This window comes from Peribacillus sp. NPDC097198, assembly GCF_044762055.1.
GTDB lineage: Bacteria > Bacillota > Bacilli > Bacillales > DSM-1321 > Peribacillus.
The window spans coordinates 390,192-410,653 of sequence record NZ_JBIWDO010000002.1 but is presented as its reverse complement, the minus strand read 5'-3'; the positions used below and the strand labels follow the sequence as shown (position 1 = coordinate 410,653).

The following is a 20,462-nucleotide window of genomic DNA, read 5'->3' as shown; positions in this document are numbered from 1 at the left end:
AGGCTATGCCATCGAACGCAAGGATTTGCTTCACACAAAACAGCCGATAAGCACGATGATTTCGGTCGTTTTCGATTGATGGCTAAGGAATAACAGACATATAAAAAAGGAAGAGTATGCACCACTCTTCCTTTCTTATCTATTAACTTTAATAGACAACTTGATTAGGGATACTTCTACATATCCAACGAGGCTTTTATACACACACCACAATTTGCCTAGAAAATACACCTTTTTTCGCTAGACAACGATCCGCAATTTCAAAGCCCGCTTCATGAATCATATCATCCATCGTATCGATGGTTACTACAACCACCTTGTCCGCAAAACGACGAGCATGTTTAAGAATCGAAAGTTGGTCTTCCGGCGTAGCATGTGTATAAAGATTATACGGCATATCTATGATGGCTGCGTCATAGTGTTCCGTAACCTCTGAAATCGGTCCTGTTGTTACATCGCCTTCCAGTCCGAAGTAAGCAATATTTTCCCTAGACCCATCCGTAACTAGAGGGTTGATGTCACGACCAACAATATCGATTCCCATGGATAATGCTTCCACCAATACCGTCCCTATTCCGCAACATGGATCAATGGCTTTTACCCCCTCTGGATGTGGTACGGCAATATTGGCAATCGCTCTTGCGACCCGGGTACTAAGTGCCGTTGAATACTCACGGGGCTTCTTCAAATGATGTAACCAAACCGGTTCGGGTTTGACGAATTCCCCAAAGTACCAACGTCCTTCGAATGGCACAATCCCATAAGTTTGATCTGGATTGCGCACATCTGCCTTACTCTGGATATGCCAGCCAATTTCCCTCTCAATGGCACGTTGTCCATCATAATCAATTTTGTCTTCTATATTCAAATCATTTATTTTAATGAATAGGACTTTAAATGTTGAATCGGTAATTGGAAGTTGCTTTACCTGTTCAACGATTTCAGATATGCTTTCCCCTTCGTACATAATATCGACACGTCCCTTGATAAAAGGACTTCTGCTCGGATCAATTTTGATGTCACTTTTTAAAATATTGACTTCGGTCTTACAACCAAAGAGCGAACGCGTTTCCATATTACATAATGAACGTTCGTCTGGAGTGCACGTAAAAGTATATATATACGCCGGTATACGGCTTTCATTGTTCAAACTATTCCCATCCTTCATCACTTAAGATTATATCTTTCTATCAAACATAGCCGTAAGTGGATAGAAATGCAAATGAAAAAAATAGCAGGAATACTGATTTTTCAGTGTTCCTGCTATTTTAATAAATACGTTACCATTCCACTTGCTGTAAGAATGGAAGGTGGAAAATAACCTTGCCTAACCCCAACGAATTCACACTATTCATTTAATCTAACTTATGCAATTGACTACGAATATATTTTGCCCGAGCCTCTATATATTTTAAAATAAAATTAGGTTCATTCTCAAATGCCTCGATATTGTCCCGGACATATCTATCTCTTGGCATATACGGTTTGATCAAGCTATGCATTTCATGAATGATGGGTTCCATATACCTCACGTTAAACTGGTTATTCATAATCTCTTTTAGAAGACTTTGATACCGTTTACGGAATGCAGCTATATCAAGAATTCTTGCGGTCAATGTATTGAAGCCTCTGATTCCAACATAATCTTCTTCCATCACTTTACCATTTACATCCCTGCCCCATGTCGCATCGTAATCCCAAGGGATGATTTCGAAAAGTCCCGTTTCTCCATTCCGGTATAAAGCATAATTATGGACAAATCCATCGTAATTCTGTGTAAAAACGACACCTGCCAACCAGCGGAGATACTTTTCTACATTGACGTACTTTCCAATTTCCTTCTCAAAATCCGCTCTTGGTATCGTATTGATTTTTATGATTAGCTCGTGTAAGTACAAATCATCCTGAGCTGTCCCACATTTTCTTTCATACCCGATATCCAGGGATTTCTTAACTTCCTTATCCAAATCACTCATCAATGAAAAATTAGCATCGCCATCCACTGCATAAAAAATGGATCCTTCAGGCAAATTGCTGTTCCTCAAGTAATGTTCATCCACAGATTCCAATTCTAAATAAATCCCTTCATCCTTTCCATTAAGATTAAGGAAAACGAATTGGGACCTCGGTGATAAAGTTCCGATATCTGCGAAAAAGTCTAAAGATAGTTTATTCCTCAGCAGAGATTTATCCTTATATTCAGCATTCAGATGAACTTCTTTAGCCTTTCGGTACATACTCGGTTTATAAAAAGCCACATGATAGGACTTCTTCCGGAAACCCCGGATGTGGGAGCCACGATAAACGATATCGACATCCAATTTTTTCTTTTCTATCGATAATTTTGCAGGGACGGGGTCATTACTCCAAATATCCCTACGAAGCTCGATTAAGTTTACAGGGGGAATAAAAAGATGGTAAACCGGTAGATTCTTGTCAGTATTCATTAAAACCTTCCCTTTCATTTTCATTTTACTTTATGAAAAAAAACGAAGGATGCCACTAAAGCCATCAATTTATTTTGGAAATATGTGTGTTTACCATAAGCACTTTTCGTACAAGCCGCATATTTTAGCTAGTGAAAAGGGGGAATGAATGTATGTCAACTAAATTTAAAGAAATTCAAAAAGCGGTGGAAATGGTGAATTCGTTTGGGTTAGATGAATTCCTATTCCAAGACCCACGTTCAAAAAACCGGTCATCACGGAAGAAGAATAAGAAAAACAAGAAAAATAATAAAAAGCGTAGTACTAGACGTTCAACACGTGGTACCCAACGCCGCACTAGCCGGAACCGCTCTACTTGTGGTACTCGTCGTCGTACTAGCCGGAATCGCTCTACTTGCAGCACTCAACGTCGCACTAGCCGGAATCGCTCTACTTGCAGCACTCAACGTCGCACTAGCCGGAATCGCTCTACTTGCAGCACTCAACGTCGCACTAGCCGGAATCGTTCTACTTGCCGCTCTACACGTCGTTCTAGCAGAAATCGTTCTACTTGCCGCTCTAACCGTCGTTCTAGCCGGAACCGTTCTACTTGCCGCTCTACACGTCGTTCTAGCCGGAACCGTTCTACTTGCCGCTCTAACCGTCGTTCTAGCAGAAATCGTCGTTCCACTAGGAACCGCAGATTCCATGGCAAAGGTTCTTTCGATTTCCACAAGAACTGGAAATGGAAATTCTGATTACAGGCAATTAATCAGAAGTAATGTCAGGTCATTGAGACCCATTTTATTTTTGAAAGGTGATAGATTTTTTATCACCTCTTTTTACATATTCTTAGAGCTCCCTGAATGTTTTATATGTAGCTGAGTGAAGGCATGAACCTAAACGTTGAATGCCATACCCCTTACATTAAAAAAAGATGGATTTACCAGATTCTTAACCTGGAAAACCCATCTCATTCCTTATTTAATGGAGATCAATTCGAACTGACCATAGACATCTTTCAGACCTGCTTGAATGGCTTGACCTGCCTTCCCTCGATAATACAATTGCACGCGTTCAATCAATTCGTCAATTCCATCATTTAAACAATAACCACGAAGTAACTGGCGGATGAATTCCCTACCATGTTCTGTAGCAAGCGTACAGGAGGCATCGACAATTACGCCGTATTTAAGGTCCAGTTCTACCGTGATCGTGATGGAATCATAGAGATTTCTTGCCGCCATACCTTGTGGGAGTTTAGCATGCCCTGCAATAAAATATGTGTTCATCATCTGATCTCCTTATTAGTAATTAATGGACAGAAACCTGCTCAAATGGCCATGCAGGCAATTGCTTGCGAAGTTCTTTATCCTGTCTGTACCCCAATGCATATTCTCCTTGCATGACCGTATGGATTTCTCGTGTTCCTTCATAAATGACCGGAGCTTTTGAATTCCTTAGGAACCGTTCCACCGGATATTCATCTGAATAACCATAGGCTCCATGGATCTGCACCGCATCATTCGCCGCTTCATTTGCTGCATCACATGAAATCCATTTAGCAAGTGACGTTTCTTGTGTATTTCGCTTTCCTTGATTTTTTAAAGTCCCTGCTTTAAAGACCAACAATCTTGCAATCTCTAAATTCGCCGACATTTTGGCTATCATCTGTTGTACAAGCTGATGTCTCCCAATCTCTTTACCAAATGTACTGCGCTCATGGCAATACTTTAAGCTCGCTTCCAGACTTGCGCCAATCAGGCCTACTGCGCCGGCAGCTACCGTAAACCGTCCATTGTCCAAGGCAGACATGGAAATTTTAAACCCTTCCCCTTCTTCGCCCAATCTATTGGCAACCGGAACTTTAACATCCGTTAAAAAGACTTCACCTGTATTACCGGCACGAATCCCTAGCTTTCCTTTGATTGCTTTCGATTCAACGCCATCAAACGTACGCTCAACGATAAATGCCGTAATTCCTTTGGAGCCTAGGTCATGATCCGTTTTCGCAAAAATGAGGAAATGGTCCGCATAATCGCAAAGAGAAATCCATGTTTTTGATCCATTTAAAATGTAATAATCACCATCTCGTTTAGCCGTTGATTTCATGGCTGCAACGTCTGACCCAGCATTAGGCTCAGTGAGGCCGAAAGCACCAATCTTCGTGCCTTTTGCTTGTGGCACTAAATACTTCTGTTTTTGTTCTTCGGTTCCCCACTGCAAAAGTGTCATGCTATTTAACCCGGTATGTACGGACACCGCAGTCCGGTAAGCCGTGTCGCCACGCTCCAATTCCTCACACACGATGGCGAGTGTATTATAATCCATGCCGACTCCGCCATATTCTTCAGGAATGCACACACCCATCAATTGCAATTCAGCCAATCTCTTTAAAATATGTGGTTGAAACTCTCCTTGTCGGTCCCATTCTTGAATATATGGAATGATTTCCTTATCAACAAATTTCCTTACCACTTTTTTTACACTTTTCTGTTCTTCTGTTAATTCGAAATGCATCATCTAAATTCCTCCTAAATAATTTTATTTTGTTTGAATTTGGTTATGTCTTCCGGGTTATACCCCAATTCGGCTAAAATGGATTCTGTATGCTCCCCATACAGCGGTGGATGCTTTCTCATCGTGACCGGTGTTTTTGAAAGTTTTAAAGGCGACCCAGTCATTCTAAGGTTGTCAACTTTTGGGTGTTCCATCTCCACTAACATTTCCCTTGCCTGTATTTGAGGATCCTCGAACATTTCGGCAATGGTTTGAATAGGGCCATTAGGGATCCCGGCTATATCCAATTGCGTTTTCCACTCATTCTTCGTCTTGCTTTTTAATAAAGCTTCTATAATCGGTATTAATTCCTCTTTATTCTGCAAACGATCTTTATTGTGCATAAAAGGTTCATGATTCGCCAATTCCGGCCTTCCTAAAACCGTCGTGAATCTCTTAAATTGCTCATCATTCCCTACAGCAACGACTAGTTCCCCATCACTTGCATGGAAAACTTGATAAGGGACGATATTGGGATGTTGATTTCCCATTCGCTTAGGAGATATATCATTGAACAAATAGTTGCTGGCGACATTCACTAAGGAAGCGACTTGACAATCCATCAATGCAATGTCGATTTCCTGACCTTCACCCGTATTATTCCGATGATGCAGGGCTGATAAAATTCCAATACAGGTATATAACCCTGTCAGGACATCAGCTATCGCCACCCCCACTTTCATGGGGCTTCCATCACTCTCGCCCGTGATGCTCATCAGGCCGCTCATCGCTTGAATGATATAATCATAGCCAGGTAAATCTTTATTAGGACCGGTTAATCCGAATCCTGTAATTGATGCCATAATCAAATGAGGATTCACTTCTTTTAATTGTTCATATCCCACACCCATTTTTTCCAGCGTGCCTGCCTTGAAGTTTTGAACGACAATATCTCCTGTCGATACTAGCTTACGAAAAATTTCTTTCCCCTGTTCAGACTTTAAATTCAATGTCATACTTTCTTTGTTGCGATTGGCACATAAATAGTAAGCGCTTTCTCCCTCAGCGAAAGGCGGACCCCATCCTCTCGTTTCATCTCCTGATTCATGATGTTCCACTTTAATAACTTCCGCTCCCAAATCACCAAGAATCATCGAACAAAACGGTCCCGCCAATACACGGGAGACGTCAATAATCCTTATTCCTTCCAAGGCCCCTTTCATCCCTTCACCCCTTTCCCATTGTTGAAATATACAAAAAGAGCCAGTAAAACAAACAATGTGATTACATTGAACGTTTCACTGACTCTTATCCATGGCTTGTCTTCCGACAAAGGAAGATCAAGTGAACAAAGTCAATTTTATAAATACTCATTTAAAACAAGCCGGCCATGCAGCAAGGTAAGTCGCTGTCATCGGTTTGGTAAATTAAGTATAAAATAGTTATTTGAATTTTGCAATAATTAAATTCACTTTATGGATATTGATCGTTCGCAAATTTATCATGATTGTTGTTCTCCTCCCATTTACACTAAAGGTATGGAGAATGAAGCTCTGGCCTTGCTTCTTTCCCCTTCTGTCTATAAAATTTAAAGATATAAACGCTTAGTTCGACAAGTCCATTAATGGTAAGGGGGATTTAACAGTGGACGATATAAAGAAAGAAATCGTTGAAACCATCAAGCAATATTCAACGATCATCATTCACCGCCATCTTAATCCAGACCCGGATGCACTGGGGTCTCAAATCGGACTTCTACACGTGATAAAGCACTCATATCCATCCAAGGTTGTTCATGCAGTGGGAGAAGAAGTAGGTCGGCTCCAATTCATTGGAAGGATGGATGTTATACCCGATGATGTTTATAGAGATGCATTAGTGGTTGTGTGCGATACCGCTAATCTTTCACGCATTAGTGATTCACGATACAAAATGGGGAAAAGGTTGATTAAGATCGATCATCATCCCGATCAAGAGTCCTTCGGCGATCCTTCGTGGGTGGATCCTTCTTTCAGCTCAGCAAGTGAGATGCTTGTTGACCTATGTTTGGGTTTCCCTGATGACCTTAAATTAAACAAAGAAGCTGCCCGTGCCTTTTATACCGGCATCATTGGTGATACCGGTAATTTTCAAAAAGGCAAAATATCTCCCGGGACTTTAGAAATCGCATCGATATTACGGTCGTATAATTTTCAGCCAGAAAGAATCCACAACTTCTTGAATATAAAAACCAAGCATTCTTCCCATCTTCAAAGGGATATTATGATGAGCTATAAGAGGACCGATAAAGGGGTAGCCTACTTCGTCATGACTGAGGAGATGTTAAGCAAGTATGATATAGACCGGACCGAAGCCTCGAATTTAATTAATACTCTTTCCGGGTTAAAAGGAGTGAGGATTTGGGTGTTCTTCATAGAATATCCCGAAGAAATCCGGGTCAGGATCCGTTCACGAAACACCCCGATTGATTCAGTTGCACGCATGTTTAATGGGGGAGGGCATCCCTTTGCGTCCGGAGCGAACATCCCTACTTGGGAGGCAGTTGATCAGGTCATACACGCTTTGAACCAAGTTTGTCCCTGAGTTGGTTGGTGAAAGAAGCGTAAGAGAAACGCCCGAGCCATATGGCCCGGGCGTTATGTTTTTATTTCGATACTTCTTCAAGAGTCGATAAATCGATCATCCCTTTAATATCGGCGCTAGGAATGTATCCAGCCTCTTTACTAATATCAGCCATTTCCTGAATGACGTCCTCATTAACATTCGTTGTCACTTCCAAGCGTGAAAAGGCAGCGGCCACCTCTTCCTTGCTTAATTCTTTTCCAGTCAAGTCCTTAAGATGCTTAATGACTAGATCTTGGCTTTCTTCCGGATTGTTTTGGATGAAATCAACCGCTTTTTTGTGGGCTTTCAAATAGGCAGTGGAAAGACCTTTTTTATCTAAGAACTTCTGGCTTGCAGCCACCACTGTGTTTGGTGAATCTTTGCCCCAAGCAAATTCATCCCAGTTAAGCAATAGCTTCCCGTTTGCTTGATTTTCCAAAACGTATCCCCAAGGTTCCTGAGTAGCAGCTGCATCCACTGTTTTTTGGACAAAAAGTGCTGCTGTGTCAGCAGGTGCTGATGCAAATAACTCCACTGTACCACCATTTGTAGTCGGTTTAAGGCCAACATCTTTAAGGGCCTTTCTAAGCATGACATCCTGTGTGCTTCCGATGACAGGAATCGCAACTTTTTTACCGTCCAGATCTTTTAAATCCGAAATTTTACTGCTTTCACCTGACACAAGAACTGCTCCACCGTTTACAGCCCCGGAAATTAAGTGGTATTCCGGATTTTTCACGTAAAAGTTAAGTAACGGACCAGGACCGGTTGTTCCGACATCGATAGCTTTCGTAGCCATCGCTTCCATAAATAGCCCACCGTTGGCCACTGTTTTCGTTTTAATGGTTACATCTTCACCGAATTCTTCTTTAAAGTAGCCCTTTTCAAGCGCAATGATTGTTGCACTATGAGTCAAGTTAGGGAAATACCCGATATTCACGGTTTGTTTTTCTGAATCTTTTCCTTCTTCGTTATTCGAAGATTCTGTGCAACCACTTACTATCCCAATTAACAATACGGACATAATAAGAGTAAATAATGATTTTTTCAGCATCTGTCTCTCTCCTCTTAACCTATTATTTTATTAACCTACCTTTGATTAACTCCCCATTTAACTTGAACATTACGTTCCAAGCGGGAGAAAACAACGTTATCCACAATGGTTCCAATAATCGCAATGATGATCATGACGGAAATAACCAGGTCCATTTGACCGAGCGATCTTCCCATTTCCAGAAGCTGCCCGAGACCTCCGCCTCCTCCGAGTAACTCACCTGCCATTAATGCACGCCAAGAGAATGCCCAAGCGATTCGAAGACCAGAAATGATTTGTGGGACAGATGCGGGCAGAATCACGGTTCTCAAGAAATGAAATCCGCTTGAACCATAAGTTTTAGCCACTCTTTGATATAGCTGGGGCACATTTTTGAACCCGCTTGTTGCATTGACTGTCATCGTCCAGGTCGCGCCGATGGTAACGATAAAAAGGATGGAAAAATCATTCAAGCCAAACCAGATGATCGCTAACGGGAACCATACGATACTTGGTATCGATTGTAAGGCTGTTACAACAAAACCAAGCGTATCTTCTACAAGCTTATAACGCCAAATGAAGTATCCTAAAATAAGACCGATAATGATGGCGATGGTGAACCCAATCAAGATGCGTCCCATGCTCTTTCCGACAGCTTCGGTGATTTGTCCACTCACTATTCCATTAAACAGGGTTTCAAGGACCTGAGTCAGGCTAGGAAACATGAAATCCGGAAGGCTTGATAATCTAGATGTGACTTCCCATATCCCCGCTATCATCGCGATGAATATGATTCGTCTTAAAGCTGTAATCATTCCCCATTTCCTCCTTCAGCACTTTTTCAATTTCCTCCTGTAAAATCGATAATACCCTTTGTTCGGTGTTCAACGTCACACTATCCGGCATGACCCCATCTTTCATGGAAGGAACGGAAATCGTCTCTTTGATTTTTCCCGGTCGGGTTGCAAAAACTACGATTTTCTCCGAAAGCTGAACCGCTTCACGAATATTATGCGTGACAAAAAAGATTGTCACTTTTGTTTTTCTCCAGATTTCAAGTAACTCTTTATGCAATACCATTCTCGTCTGCTCATCAAGTGCAGAAAATGGCTCATCCATCAATAGAATATCCGGTTCCATCACAAGTGCCCTGGCAATGGCGACTCTCTGCTTCATTCCACCTGAAAGCTGATGTGGATAGGAGTCTACATAGCGACTAAGATGAACCATTTTTAAAATATCCAACGCCTTTTCTTTCGCTTTTTCTTTAGGCATTTTCTTCAACTTCAACCCGTACGTGACATTTTCAAGCACCGTCAACCAGGGAAATAATCCTGCTTCTTGAAACACAACCACTCGTTCGGGTCCCGGCTTCGAAACCTTTTTTCCAGCCACCCGGATGTCGCCTGAATCTGCTTTATCGAGACCGGCTATTAAATAAAGAAGGGTCGATTTTCCACAACCTGATGGCCCAACGATTGAAACAAAGCTTCCCTTTTCAACCTCTATATTGATATCATCGAGTACCTTTATACTTTCTTTCTTTTCATTCATAAAGCTTTTTTCAATTCCGTCTACTGTTAAATACACTGAAGACACCCCACTTTTAAATCACACTAATTGACTATACATTATTCCTTAATAATGATTAATCCAATCGTTTTTGTCAACTATAAAAATGCAAGAATTCTAACTTTTTTGTATTTTGTTGCCTCCCACCAAATTATGGAGATATACTACAATACTACATATTTTAGTAAAATCTATTTTTTCATATGATGAACAAGGAAAAACAACTTCCCCTATAGGTAAATCGACTATTTTAAAATAATAATCCACTGCCTATGTATACAAAAAAAGGTTCCTGCGTCCAGAAACCTTTTCTTTATTTCATATGCAAAGGATGATTTAAAAAAGTCTGCTTCGATATAATTTATCTTTCATTTTTTGTGTTCGACGGTGAAAAGGCTTCTTCAGGATCACACCCAATAAAAGGGTAATCAAGATAAAGAGTAACAACACCAGAATATCTTTTGTAGCAGTAGTCCAAGTGATTCCACCGACAGCTTCACGAAGTAAGCTAACGGCATAGGTAAATGGCAAGAAAGGATTGATATGTTGAAAAAAAGGCGGTGTCACTTGAATGGGGAAGGTCCCACCGGAACTTGAAATTTGAAGGACCATCAAAATCACGCTGATCCCTTTGCCTACATTTCCAAGAACGGATACAAATGTGTATACAAGTAATGTAAATACTGCACTAATCAATACAGAAAACAAGACATACTCCCATTTATCTGCAACATATACTTCGAGAAGAAGAAGATTCCCTATGGATACGATTAATGCCTGCATGCATCCAATAATTAAGAAAATTATGTACCTTCCTATATATATCTGATATGGACTATACATTTGTTGAGAAATATCCACGCTCAGTATCGAGATTAATACTGTCCCCCCTACCCAAAGCGAAAGAGCTGTGAAGAATGGCGACATCGCCGAACCGTAGTTAGGAATTGGGAAAAGACTATGTTGATTAAGAAGGACGGGTTCTGAAAAAAAGTCACTTTCTTTCTCAATATCATTTCGCAAAAAACGAATGACATCCTCGATATTATAACTCTTGTCTATCTCTCTCATTTTATTAGCAAGCCCTCGGATTTTGTTCTCAACCTCTGGAAAGTTATTCTGTAACCTATCGATTTCCTCTATCCGTGATAATAAGGTTTGATTGCTCTCTCCCAATAGTGCTTTAACCTCAGGAAGGGCTTGTCCCCCTTCCTCCAGTGTCATTTCCACTTTTTCTAAAAGTGCATGTGCTTCATTCCCTAGCTTTTCAAATTTCACCCCTGTATCTTCTTGATAATCGGTTTGCAGTTCGTTCAATACACTAAGGTTGCTTTCCCCATGACCAGTAAGTGAATCAAAGGCTTGTTCATTCAATGCCTGCAGTTGGTTTGACGTATTTTCGCGCAACTCATTTACGGAATATATCTCTTGTTGTAACACGTTTTTCCCATTGAACTGATTGACCCTCACCAATAGATTATAGATACTTTCTAATAAGTACCTATCCTTTTTCAGTCTACTTCTTCCTTCTTCTGTCAGTTCATATACTTCATCGTCGGTTAAACCTTGCTCCTTCAATCGGTCGGCTATTCCTATAACCGATTCATTATCACTCCTTACTATTGCAAGGTCATCTTCTAGGAGTGGATTAATGGCATGAAAAGCCGCTTGGGCTGAATCAACATAAACGGAAACATTGGATACCATTTGTTCTTTTTGTGATGTAATATTTTCTACCGCTTTCAGACTATCGTTGACCTTTACAATTATGTCCTCAGCTTTAGTCACATGCTTATGGACTGTGTTAATACTTTGTTCAAGCTCAGGCAACTCCCCTTCTAAAACGTACACCATATTCTTCATTTTTTGGATCGTCGGAAGCTCGTTTTGCAACGTGATTCCCAGTTCATTAAAAATGGAGAGTATACTTCCACTGGCCGTTTTAACGAAGCTTTTGCTGACATTGTCCACAATGCTATTGGCTCCTGCCGCCGTCATTTTCGGTGCGATGCTATTGATTTTTTCGTTTACGTAATAATCGATTTCGGCCTTGATGGGATCCTCCGTCATGATGGTCGCTATATGCTCAGAGAAGTTTTCTGGAATGATGATAGATGCGTAGTAATCCCCATTCTTCACTTTTGAAATGGCTTCATCCTCCGTCGTGAATCTCCAGCCAAGGTCTGAATTTCCCTTTAACCCTTGCACCACTTCTTCTCCTATATTTATCGATTCACCATTCAACTCCGCTCCCCTATCGTTATTGGCAACCCCTACGAGGATTCCTCCCGTATTTGCGTATGGGTCCCAAGAAGCAACAATATTAAACCAAGCGTAAATGGAAGGGATCAACATAAGAAAAATAATAACGATACACACAAATAAATTTTTATAAATACTTTTTATATCATCTATGAAAATTCCCCAAATCTTTCTCAAGACAGACCTCCGGTATTCATTTTCCATAGTAGTATGGGGGTAGGAAGATGCTTCAATACCATGTAAACATATCCATCCTTTCACATAAAAAGAAGTAGCTATCAAATGACAGCTACTTCTTTCAGGATTATTCATTTTTTCTTCTATATAAAGCGAAAGAATACCTCTTCCTGGAAGAATTGACCTCGTTCGCTCATTCTGGACTAATGATTGCGGAAAATCTTCAGCTCTTCATTCAGTTCCTTTGTCTGATTATATACCTTTTTGTACACATCAAATAGCAAGGCATACTTTTCGACATTAGCCGTTATCGGCTTATAGGACTTTTCTTCTGAAATAAATACCTCTGCACATGCTTGCAACGAATCATACCAGCCGCTACCATATGCAGCAAGCATTGCAGCACCAACTGCCGGGCCCTGTTCACTTGATAATTTAACGATCGTCGCATTGAAAACATCAGCCTGCATTTGTAGCCACGTTTCATTTTTTGCTCCTCCACCAATGGATATGACCGTATCGATCAACTTCCCGTTTTTTCTGAATATGTCGATGGATTCATTCAAAGAGAAAGTAATGCCTTCAAGGACAGCCCTAGCAAAATCAATTCGCTTATGAGAAGAATCCATGCCAATAAAGCTTCCACGAATGGTCGCATCGGGATATGGTGTCCTCTCGCCAGATATATATGGGGTAAATAATAGACCATTTGCCCCTATTGGAACGTTAGCAACACCCTTCAGAACCGTATCGAATTCTTCCCCACTTGCAAAAGTATCCTTAAACCAGCTTAAGCTATGCCCTGCAGATAAGGTCACACCCATTGTGTAAAAAGTATTTTCTTCACCATGATTAAAATAATGAACTTTTCCTCCAAAATCACGGTCATTCTTTTCTTCATAGGAGAGAACCACACCAGAAGTACCGATACTGCAAAGCGTTTTCCCCACGGAAAGGATGCCCGACCCGATTGCACCACATGCATTGTCGGCCCCTCCGGCAAACACTTTTGTTTTTTTCGCCAAACCCGTTTGGACTGAAAAGTCTCCTGTGATTTCTCCGACACACTCACTCGATTCTACCAAAGGCGGACATAGTGTTACGTCGACACCGACAAGTTCACGCATTTCACCGCTCCATTGTTTTTTTGCCACATCCATTAGAAGAGTTCCAGCAGCATCGGAATATTCACTATGTATTTTTCCTGTCATCGCATAACGAACATAGTCTTTTGGTAGCAGGAAGACATCTGCTTGATGATAGATTTCCGGTTCATATTGCTTGACCCAAAGCAATTTCGGTAGGGTAAATCCTTCAAGCGCCTGATTTTTTGTGATTTCCAATAGCCTTTTCTCGCCAATACATTCATAAATTTGACGGCATTGTTCCGTTGTTCTTGTATCATTCCATAGAATCGCATTTCGAAGGACATTCCCTTCTTGGTCCAATAAAACAAGACCGTGCATTTGCCCGGAAAAACTAATTCCTTCAATGTCATTTGTGTCCCCATCGAATTTCCTGACTAACTCACTGAGCGCTTCTGTCGTCTTATCAACCCATCCCTTGGGATCTTGTTCATTGAACCCTGGTTGTACCTGTATGAGGGGGTATGACTTTGAAATCTCGTCGCACACCTTTCCTTGTTGATTCATCAATAAAACCTTTACCGCACTCGTCCCTAAATCCACGCCGATGACATATTTCATGTTCCACCATCCTCTATTCAATTTAGAAAAATGTGCTGGAAATCCTTTTGGGACCCAGCACATCATAATGAAACGTATTCTTTATTGTCAAGCCGATTTCGTCCAGATATTTTCCATATCCTCCAACGTCTTTCCTTTCGTTTCCGGTATGAACTTCCATACGAAAATGGCCGAAAGAACACTCATTAAACCATAGAACCCATATGTTAAAGCACCACTGTACTCCATCATCATAGGATATGTGGCAGATATTAAGTAATTGGCGATCCATTGGGCTGCAACAGCGATGGCAACGGCCTGGCCTCGAATTTTGTTCGGGAATATTTCTGAAATCAATACCCAGCAAATAGGTCCCCACGACATCATGAATGAAGCCGTATATACAATAATGAATACTAACGTGCTAATCCCAATCACATTGGCGTACGCCATTCCTGCTACTCCAAACATTCCTATGGCCATTCCTATGGAACCGACTACGAGTAATGGTTTTCGTCCCCATTTATCCACGTTCATGATGGCAATAACAGTAAAGATAACGTTTACAATTCCCATAATGATGGTTTGCATCATCGAAGCATCTTTTCCTGCTCCCATGCTTTCAAAAATGCGCGGAGCATAATACAAAGCAACATTAATGCCGACAAATTGTTGGAAAACAGATAGGAGAATGCCTATGACGATTACTAGTTTACCGTAAGATAATAATTTCCCACTGGATACATTCACCGTTTGTTTAATATCATTAAAAATGGACTTTGCCTCAACAGCTCCATTAATCTTTGTTAATATTGCCAGTGCTTTATCATTTTGATGTTTCAACGCAAGATATCGTGGTGTTTCTGGAACAAATATCAGGAGCAGACCAAACAATAGAGCCGGAATTGCTTCCGAAGCGAACATGTATCTCCAACCGATGTCATTGATCCATTCTACTGATTGCCCATTAGCGATGGCCCAGTTAACGAAGTACACGACTAACATCCCAAGAATGATGGCAAATTGATTAAAGGATACCAATTTACCTCGGATATCAGCAGGAGCAATCTCCCCTATATACATAGGGACGATTGCTGAAGCCAAACCCACTCCAATACCGCCTATAATCCGATATAGGTTAAACGTGAGCAATAACGCTAGCGTCGGTTCGCCTTTTGTGAAAAATAAAAACTCCGGATAAGCGGACCCTAAAGCAGAAAAAAAGAATAACAGAGAAGCTAGGATTAATGAATTCTTACGCCCGAGTCTACTTGAGATCATCCCGGACAGCAAACCTCCGATGATACACCCAATCAATGCACTTGAGGTCGTTGCCCCGTGGGCTAAAGACCCGAGACCTAAACTCGTAATGAAGTAGGCTTCTAGGGATTTTTCCGCCCCGGATATTACAGCCGTATCATATCCAAATAGCAATCCACCAAGTGCCGCTACTAGTGTAAGTGAAAAAATATAAAGTGAGTTACGATTTTTTTTCATAGTTTCATAGAGTTAGAATAAACCCGTAAAAGAAAAAAGCCAAGGTAATTCCAGCAGTTTCTTTTCTTTCACCAATTAAACTCCTTCTCCATAACCCCCTCTACTTGAATTAGAAGATATGACTATACATGAATCCAATCATAAATCGTATGCTAGTTCCTCCCTCCATTCACCTTTTATTCTGCAATTGCTTTAAGAATGTATTTGTTCAATATGCCTTTTAAGTATTCTTGTCTGCCCGATTTATTTTGGATTTCATCAAGACCAAGTGCATAGTCTTCCAACTTACGAAAATCTGTTTTCCCTTCAACAATTTCCAAGCCGATTCCGGCGGTGTAACTGCTGTAACGATCCGCAATGAAATCTTCCAATACTTTGTCTTCAAGTAACTTTTTCGCAACCTTAGTACCAATCGCAAAGCTATCCATTCCAGCAATATGCGCATGGAATAAATCTTCGTAATCGAAAGATCCCCGTCTTACTTTCGCATCAAAATTCAGACCGCCTGTTCCAAGACCCTCGTTTTTAAGGATTTCGTACATCGCCAACGTCGTTGAATACAAGTCAGTCGGGAATTCATCCGTATCCCATCCAAGCAACGTATCCCCTTGGTTTGCATCGACGGAACCAAGCATCCCGTGAGTACGGGCAACATGCAATTCATGTTCGAATGTATGGCCTGCCAATATTGCATGGTTTGCCTCGATATTGAATTTGAAATGATCCTTCAAGCCATACGTCTGTAGAAAAGCAAGACTCGTTGCGACATCGAAGTCATATTGGTGCTTCGTCGGTTCCTTTGGTTTTGGTTCAATCAAGAACTGGGCATCGAAACCAATCTCTTTGGAGTAATCCAGGGCCATATGGAAGAAGCGGGCCAAGTTATCCAGTTCTAACTTCATATTCGTATTAAGAAGCGTATCGTAGCCTTCACGTCCGCCCCAGAATACATAATTTTCTGAACCTAACTCCTTCCCTACTTCCAATCCTTTCTTCACTTTCGCAGCCGCATAGGCAAATACATCCGCATTCGGTGAAGTTGCTGCACCGTGAACCCAGCGAGGATTAGAGAACATATTCGCCGTATTCCAAAGTAATTTCGTCTTGCTAGTCTTCAAGTATTCCTTGATCATGGCCACAATTTCATCCATGTTCTTATTTGTCTCCCTCAATGTGTCTCCTTCAGGAGCGACGTCGACATCATGGAAACAGAAGAATGGAACGTCCATTTTTTCAAAAAATTCAAAGGAAGCTTCCACACGTGCCTTTGCTAGGTCCATTCCCGTAAATTTATTATATGGACGGAGCATTGTTGGTTGTCCAAATGGATCTGTACCATCTGCAGTGAATGTATGCCAGTACGAAACGGCAAAGCGTAAAAACTCTTCCATCGTCTTTCCGTTAATCATTTCTTCCGGATTGTAATATTTAAAGGCAAATTGATTTGAAGATTCTGAACCTTCGAACTTTACTTGACTGATTGTTTCAAAATAACCCATAGTTGTATTTCCTCCTTAAATAGAATCAAATTGGAATCGCTTCCATTATTTATAAAAATATAATACCAGCAATAACTTAGTTTGTCTAATGAATATACTAAGTGTTTTGACTTTTTTTTGTTATAATAAAACTTACCTAAAATGAATTATTATTAGAGGAGGTAGAAAGATGACCTGGAGCCAACAACTAATGAAAGTGAATAACAAGCAGGCCATTTTAGAAACTATCCTGAAACGTGCACCGATATCTCGGGCAGATATCTCTCAGCATCTCGGACTCACTAAGGGGACTGTTTCTTCTCTCGTCAATGAATTATTGGAAGCTAATCTTTGCATTGAATCAGGGCCAGGAGAGTCTAGCGGTGGAAGACGTCCAGTCCTGTTGTTGTTTCAAGAAAAGGCCGGCTACTCGATTGGAATAGATCTTGGAGTAAATTATATGTTAGGTATACTTACTGATCTCAATGGTGACGTTATAGGGGAAATTAGTAGGAATACGAATAATGCAAACTACCAAGAAACTTTTGATCGTATGAAAGAAATGATTCAATCTTTAATAAAAACTGCCCCCGAAAGCTATTACGGAGTGGTAGGAATCGGAATTGGTATTCCTGGAATCGTTAATAACAAAGGGGAAATTTTGCTTGCTCCGAACTTAGGTTGGAAGAATGTTGGCCTAAAAAAAGACATGGAAGAAGAGTTTGGTCTCCCTGTCATCATAGAAAACGAAGCAAATGCCGGGGCCTATGGAGAAAAGAAATTTGGCGCCGGCAAAGGCCATGAACATCTTGTTTACGTAAGCGCGGGTATGGGCATTGGGGTCGGCATTATCCTGCAAAATGAACTGTACCGCGGAGCGAATGGATTTTCCGGAGAAATGGGCCACATGATCATTGACGTTCATGGAAAGCCCTGCAAATGTGGAAGCAAGGGTTGCTGGGAATTATACGCATCCGAAAAAGCATTGATTGAACGGGCATCATCACTTTTCCAGTTGGAAGAAACCACGCTTGAATCATTGGTTGATCAGGCAAGCCATAATGATGGAATCCGTGACCTTTTCAAAGAAATTGGACAATATCTTGGGATTGGCATTAGCAATATTTCCAATACCTTCAACCCTCAGCAGATTATTATCGGAAACCGCCTAGCTATGGCCAAGGACTGGTTAAGGGATTCCATAGTGAAGGTAGTTGAAAGCCATGCCCTCCAGTTCAATCAAGAAAAATTGCATATCAGCTTTTCTGATTTATCTTCCTATTCCCCTTCATTAGGGGTATCGGCCCATGTAATCGAAAATTTCTTGAAAACAAATTTGAATCACATAAATTAATAAGTTTATATGAAACAAAAAGTGATTTCTCCCTCAGGAAAAACCACTTTTTTGTTTCATTTCTCTTCAATTACCCGAATCAATTCCCGTAAATAATCGGGAAGATCCGGTGGACGTCTGCTCGATACCAGGTTTCCGTCCACCACAACAGGTTCGTCCATCCAATGTGCCCCGGCATTCTCCATATCATCTTTGATTCCGGGCGTACTTGTCACCTTCTTCCCTTGCAAAATTCCTGCCGAAACCAAGACCCAACCCGCATGGCATATTTGGCCAATCGGCTTCTTGCTTTCTTCCATACTCTGAATCAGAGAAATTACTTCAGGAAACCGACGAATCTTATCAGGTGCCCAGCCTCCTGGAACAAGAATCGCATCATAGTCTTCCGCTTTGATGCTGCCATAATCAAAATCTGAATCGGCTGGCACACCATATTTACCAATATACGTCTCATTTGCCTTTTCTCCGGCAAGATGGACGATGGCCCCTTCTTCCCTCAATCTTAAAATCGGATACCAAAGCTCCAAATCCTCGAAATCATGATGCACAAGACTGATTACTTTCTTTCCTTCTAAGCACATATATCCCTCTCCTTCTATAACTTGTTCCCCTTAACTTAAAGGTATACTTCCCCCTTTTGGTAACTCGTACACTTTTATCTTTATCAATACATATCATTTCGTTCTATAATTAGTACCTTTTTATCAAAGGATCTGATAACAAAGAAAAAAAGACTTTCTGATGAAAGTCTTTTTTAGGATATTAGTCTTCTCCAATTATTTTCACTTCGGTTTCAAGCTCCACGTCAAATTTACTTTTAACGGTGTCTTGAACATATTGAATGAGTTCCAAATAATCGGTGGCTGTCGCGGAACCAACATTTACGATAAAGCCAGCATGTTTAGTGGAAACTTGAGCTCCACCGATTTGCTTCCCTTGCAACCCGCTATCCTGGATTAATTTACCTGCAAAGTGTCCAGGCGGACGTTTGAAGACACTTCCACAAGACGGAAATTCAAGCGGTTGTTTAGATTCCCTCTGAAAAGTAAAATCATCCATTTTACTTTTAATGTCTTCGTATTCTCCCTTTCTTAATAAGAAGGTAGCTTCTAATACCAGTAGTTTTTCTTTTGAAAAACGGCTAGAACGATAGCCCAGTTCTAATTCATCCTTTTTCAAAGTCTGCAATTCTCCAGAACGGGTGATGACCAGGGCTTCCTGTAGTACATCTGAAACTTCTCCACCATATGCCCCTGCATTCATATATAAAGCCCCTCCAACAGAACCGGGGATCCCGCAAGCAAACTCTAAACCAGTTAGACTATTTTGTAACGCGTATCGGGAGGCTTGAATGATAGCAGCACCACTTTGAACGGTGAGCTTATTACCCTCCAATTCCATGCTTGCTATATCAATAAGGGTCATGACGATACCGCGTATGCCCCCATCTTTAATAATCATATTAGAACCATTCCCCACGATGGTTAAGGGTAAATGGTTGTTAAGCGCATAAAGATATATCGCTTGGACTTCTTGATAGTTTGTAGGCATTACGAAGAAATCTGCCTTGCCACCTGTTTTTGTAAACGTATATTGATGTAGCGGTTCATTCATTCTCACATTACTTGGATGTACAATTCCCTGAAGATCTAAAAAAATTTGTTTACTCATTTATACAAACTCCCATTAAAAATTTTAGAAAAAAGAACAAACATTTCATTTCTTTTTGTACACATTGATCGTTAGATATTTCATTCTATGCTTCATATAAGCGAAAAACAACGATTTACACTTATTTATAACCTGCCATTTATTCCAATAACCACACTTTTCAATATTTAGTTATGGCTACATTCCCCGGTTCACCATTAATGA

At 40.8% G+C, this 20,462-nt stretch carries 17 protein-coding genes and 1 pseudogene; 4 read left to right on the top strand and 14 right to left on the bottom strand.

What is annotated here, in order from left to right; all coding sequences use genetic code 11:
* Positions 1 to 196: 196 nt before the first annotated feature.
* Both ACIQXQ_RS05075 and ACIQXQ_RS05070 read right to left on the bottom strand, forming a co-directional pair.
* The gene (locus tag ACIQXQ_RS05075) at positions 197 to 1,168 is read right to left on the bottom strand and encodes a TRM11 family SAM-dependent methyltransferase (protein ID WP_402867854.1); all 972 of its coding nucleotides are present in this window, start codon (positions 1,166 to 1,168) and stop codon (positions 197 to 199) included.
* Positions 1,169 to 1,355: 187 nt separating this feature from the next.
* Positions 1,356 to 2,447, bottom strand: coding sequence for a CotH kinase family protein (locus tag ACIQXQ_RS05070; RefSeq protein WP_402867853.1), 1,092 nt, complete (start codon positions 2,445 to 2,447; stop codon positions 1,356 to 1,358).
* 152 nt (positions 2,448 to 2,599) lie between these two features.
* On the opposite strand from ACIQXQ_RS05070, the pseudogene ACIQXQ_RS05065 reads away from it, so the two are divergent.
* Together ACIQXQ_RS05065 and ACIQXQ_RS05060 are read left to right on the top strand one after the other, a co-directional pair.
* A pseudogene (locus ACIQXQ_RS05065) lies at positions 2,600 to 2,677 on the top strand (CotG/ExsB N-terminal domain-containing protein); the annotation flags it as partial.
* Positions 2,678 to 2,765: 88 nt separating this feature from the next.
* The gene (locus ACIQXQ_RS05060) at positions 2,766 to 3,311 is read left to right on the top strand and encodes a hypothetical protein (protein ID WP_402868580.1); all 546 of its coding nucleotides are present in this window, start codon (positions 2,766 to 2,768) and stop codon (positions 3,309 to 3,311) included.
* A gap of 95 nt (positions 3,312 to 3,406) precedes the next feature.
* On the opposite strand, the gene ACIQXQ_RS05055 is transcribed toward ACIQXQ_RS05060, so the two are convergent.
* From ACIQXQ_RS05055 to ACIQXQ_RS05045, 3 genes are read right to left on the bottom strand one after another with little or no spacing between them, the layout of a single operon-like run.
* Positions 3,407 to 3,718, bottom strand: coding sequence for a DUF3870 domain-containing protein (locus ACIQXQ_RS05055; RefSeq protein WP_402867852.1), 312 nt, complete (start codon positions 3,716 to 3,718; stop codon positions 3,407 to 3,409).
* A 22-nt stretch (positions 3,719 to 3,740) separates the two neighbouring features.
* Complete coding sequence (locus ACIQXQ_RS05050) at positions 3,741 to 4,946, bottom strand: acyl-CoA dehydrogenase family protein (protein ID WP_402868543.1); 1,206 nt, start codon at positions 4,944 to 4,946, stop codon at positions 3,741 to 3,743.
* A gap of 14 nt (positions 4,947 to 4,960) precedes the next feature.
* Positions 4,961 to 6,148: a CaiB/BaiF CoA transferase family protein gene (locus ACIQXQ_RS05045; protein ID WP_402955928.1), complete on the bottom strand. Its 1,188-nt coding sequence runs from the start codon at positions 6,146 to 6,148 to the stop codon at positions 4,961 to 4,963.
* 421 nt (positions 6,149 to 6,569) lie between these two features.
* Between ACIQXQ_RS05045 and ACIQXQ_RS05040 the strand changes: the two genes are divergently transcribed.
* A complete protein-coding gene (locus tag ACIQXQ_RS05040) occupies positions 6,570 to 7,508 on the top strand; it encodes a DHH family phosphoesterase (protein WP_402955926.1) in 939 nt (312 codons plus the stop codon).
* A 61-nt stretch (positions 7,509 to 7,569) separates the two neighbouring features.
* Here ACIQXQ_RS05040 and ACIQXQ_RS05035 read toward each other — a convergent pair whose 3' ends face one another.
* The 7 genes from ACIQXQ_RS05035 to xylA all read right to left on the bottom strand — a co-directional run bounded on the left by ACIQXQ_RS05035 (position 7,570) and on the right by xylA (position 17,254).
* On the bottom strand, positions 7,570 to 8,583 hold the full coding sequence (locus tag ACIQXQ_RS05035) for an aliphatic sulfonate ABC transporter substrate-binding protein (protein ID WP_402867836.1): 1,014 nt from the start codon (positions 8,581 to 8,583) through the stop codon (positions 7,570 to 7,572).
* 35 nt (positions 8,584 to 8,618) lie between these two features.
* Complete coding sequence (locus ACIQXQ_RS05030; RefSeq protein WP_402867835.1) at positions 8,619 to 9,377, bottom strand: ABC transporter permease; 759 nt, start codon at positions 9,375 to 9,377, stop codon at positions 8,619 to 8,621.
* Complete coding sequence (locus ACIQXQ_RS05025) at positions 9,310 to 10,152, bottom strand: ABC transporter ATP-binding protein (protein WP_402955924.1); 843 nt, start codon at positions 10,150 to 10,152, stop codon at positions 9,310 to 9,312. The genes ACIQXQ_RS05030 and ACIQXQ_RS05025 overlap by 68 nt, the downstream gene beginning before the upstream one ends.
* Positions 10,153 to 10,470: 318 nt before the next feature.
* Positions 10,471 to 12,573 (bottom strand): YhgE/Pip family protein, encoded by a 2,103-nt coding sequence (locus ACIQXQ_RS05020; RefSeq protein WP_402955922.1) that lies wholly within the window; start codon positions 12,571 to 12,573, stop codon positions 10,471 to 10,473.
* Positions 12,574 to 12,776: 203 nt separating this feature from the next.
* Positions 12,777 to 14,279: a xylulokinase gene (gene xylB, locus ACIQXQ_RS05015; RefSeq protein WP_402955920.1), complete on the bottom strand. Its 1,503-nt coding sequence runs from the start codon at positions 14,277 to 14,279 to the stop codon at positions 12,777 to 12,779.
* Between the two features lie 87 nt (positions 14,280 to 14,366).
* Positions 14,367 to 15,755 carry a D-xylose transporter XylE gene (gene xylE, locus ACIQXQ_RS05010; RefSeq protein WP_402867831.1) on the bottom strand — a complete coding sequence of 463 codons (1,389 nt, stop codon included), beginning with the start codon at positions 15,753 to 15,755 and terminating at the stop codon, positions 14,367 to 14,369.
* A gap of 176 nt (positions 15,756 to 15,931) precedes the next feature.
* Complete coding sequence (gene xylA / locus ACIQXQ_RS05005; RefSeq protein ID WP_402955918.1) at positions 15,932 to 17,254, bottom strand: xylose isomerase; 1,323 nt, start codon at positions 17,252 to 17,254, stop codon at positions 15,932 to 15,934.
* A gap of 169 nt (positions 17,255 to 17,423) precedes the next feature.
* On the opposite strand from xylA, the gene ACIQXQ_RS05000 reads away from it, so the two are divergent.
* On the top strand, positions 17,424 to 18,587 hold the full coding sequence (locus ACIQXQ_RS05000) for an ROK family protein (protein WP_402955916.1): 1,164 nt from the start codon (positions 17,424 to 17,426) through the stop codon (positions 18,585 to 18,587).
* A 56-nt stretch (positions 18,588 to 18,643) separates the two neighbouring features.
* On the opposite strand, the gene ACIQXQ_RS04995 is transcribed toward ACIQXQ_RS05000, so the two are convergent.
* Positions 18,644 to 19,168, bottom strand: coding sequence for a type 1 glutamine amidotransferase domain-containing protein (locus ACIQXQ_RS04995; RefSeq protein ID WP_402955914.1), 525 nt, complete (start codon positions 19,166 to 19,168; stop codon positions 18,644 to 18,646).
* A 181-nt stretch (positions 19,169 to 19,349) separates the two neighbouring features.
* Positions 19,350 to 20,258 (bottom strand): UDP-N-acetylmuramate dehydrogenase, encoded by a 909-nt coding sequence (gene murB / locus ACIQXQ_RS04990; protein WP_402955912.1) that lies wholly within the window; start codon positions 20,256 to 20,258, stop codon positions 19,350 to 19,352.
* Between the last annotated feature and the right edge of the window lie 204 nt (positions 20,259 to 20,462).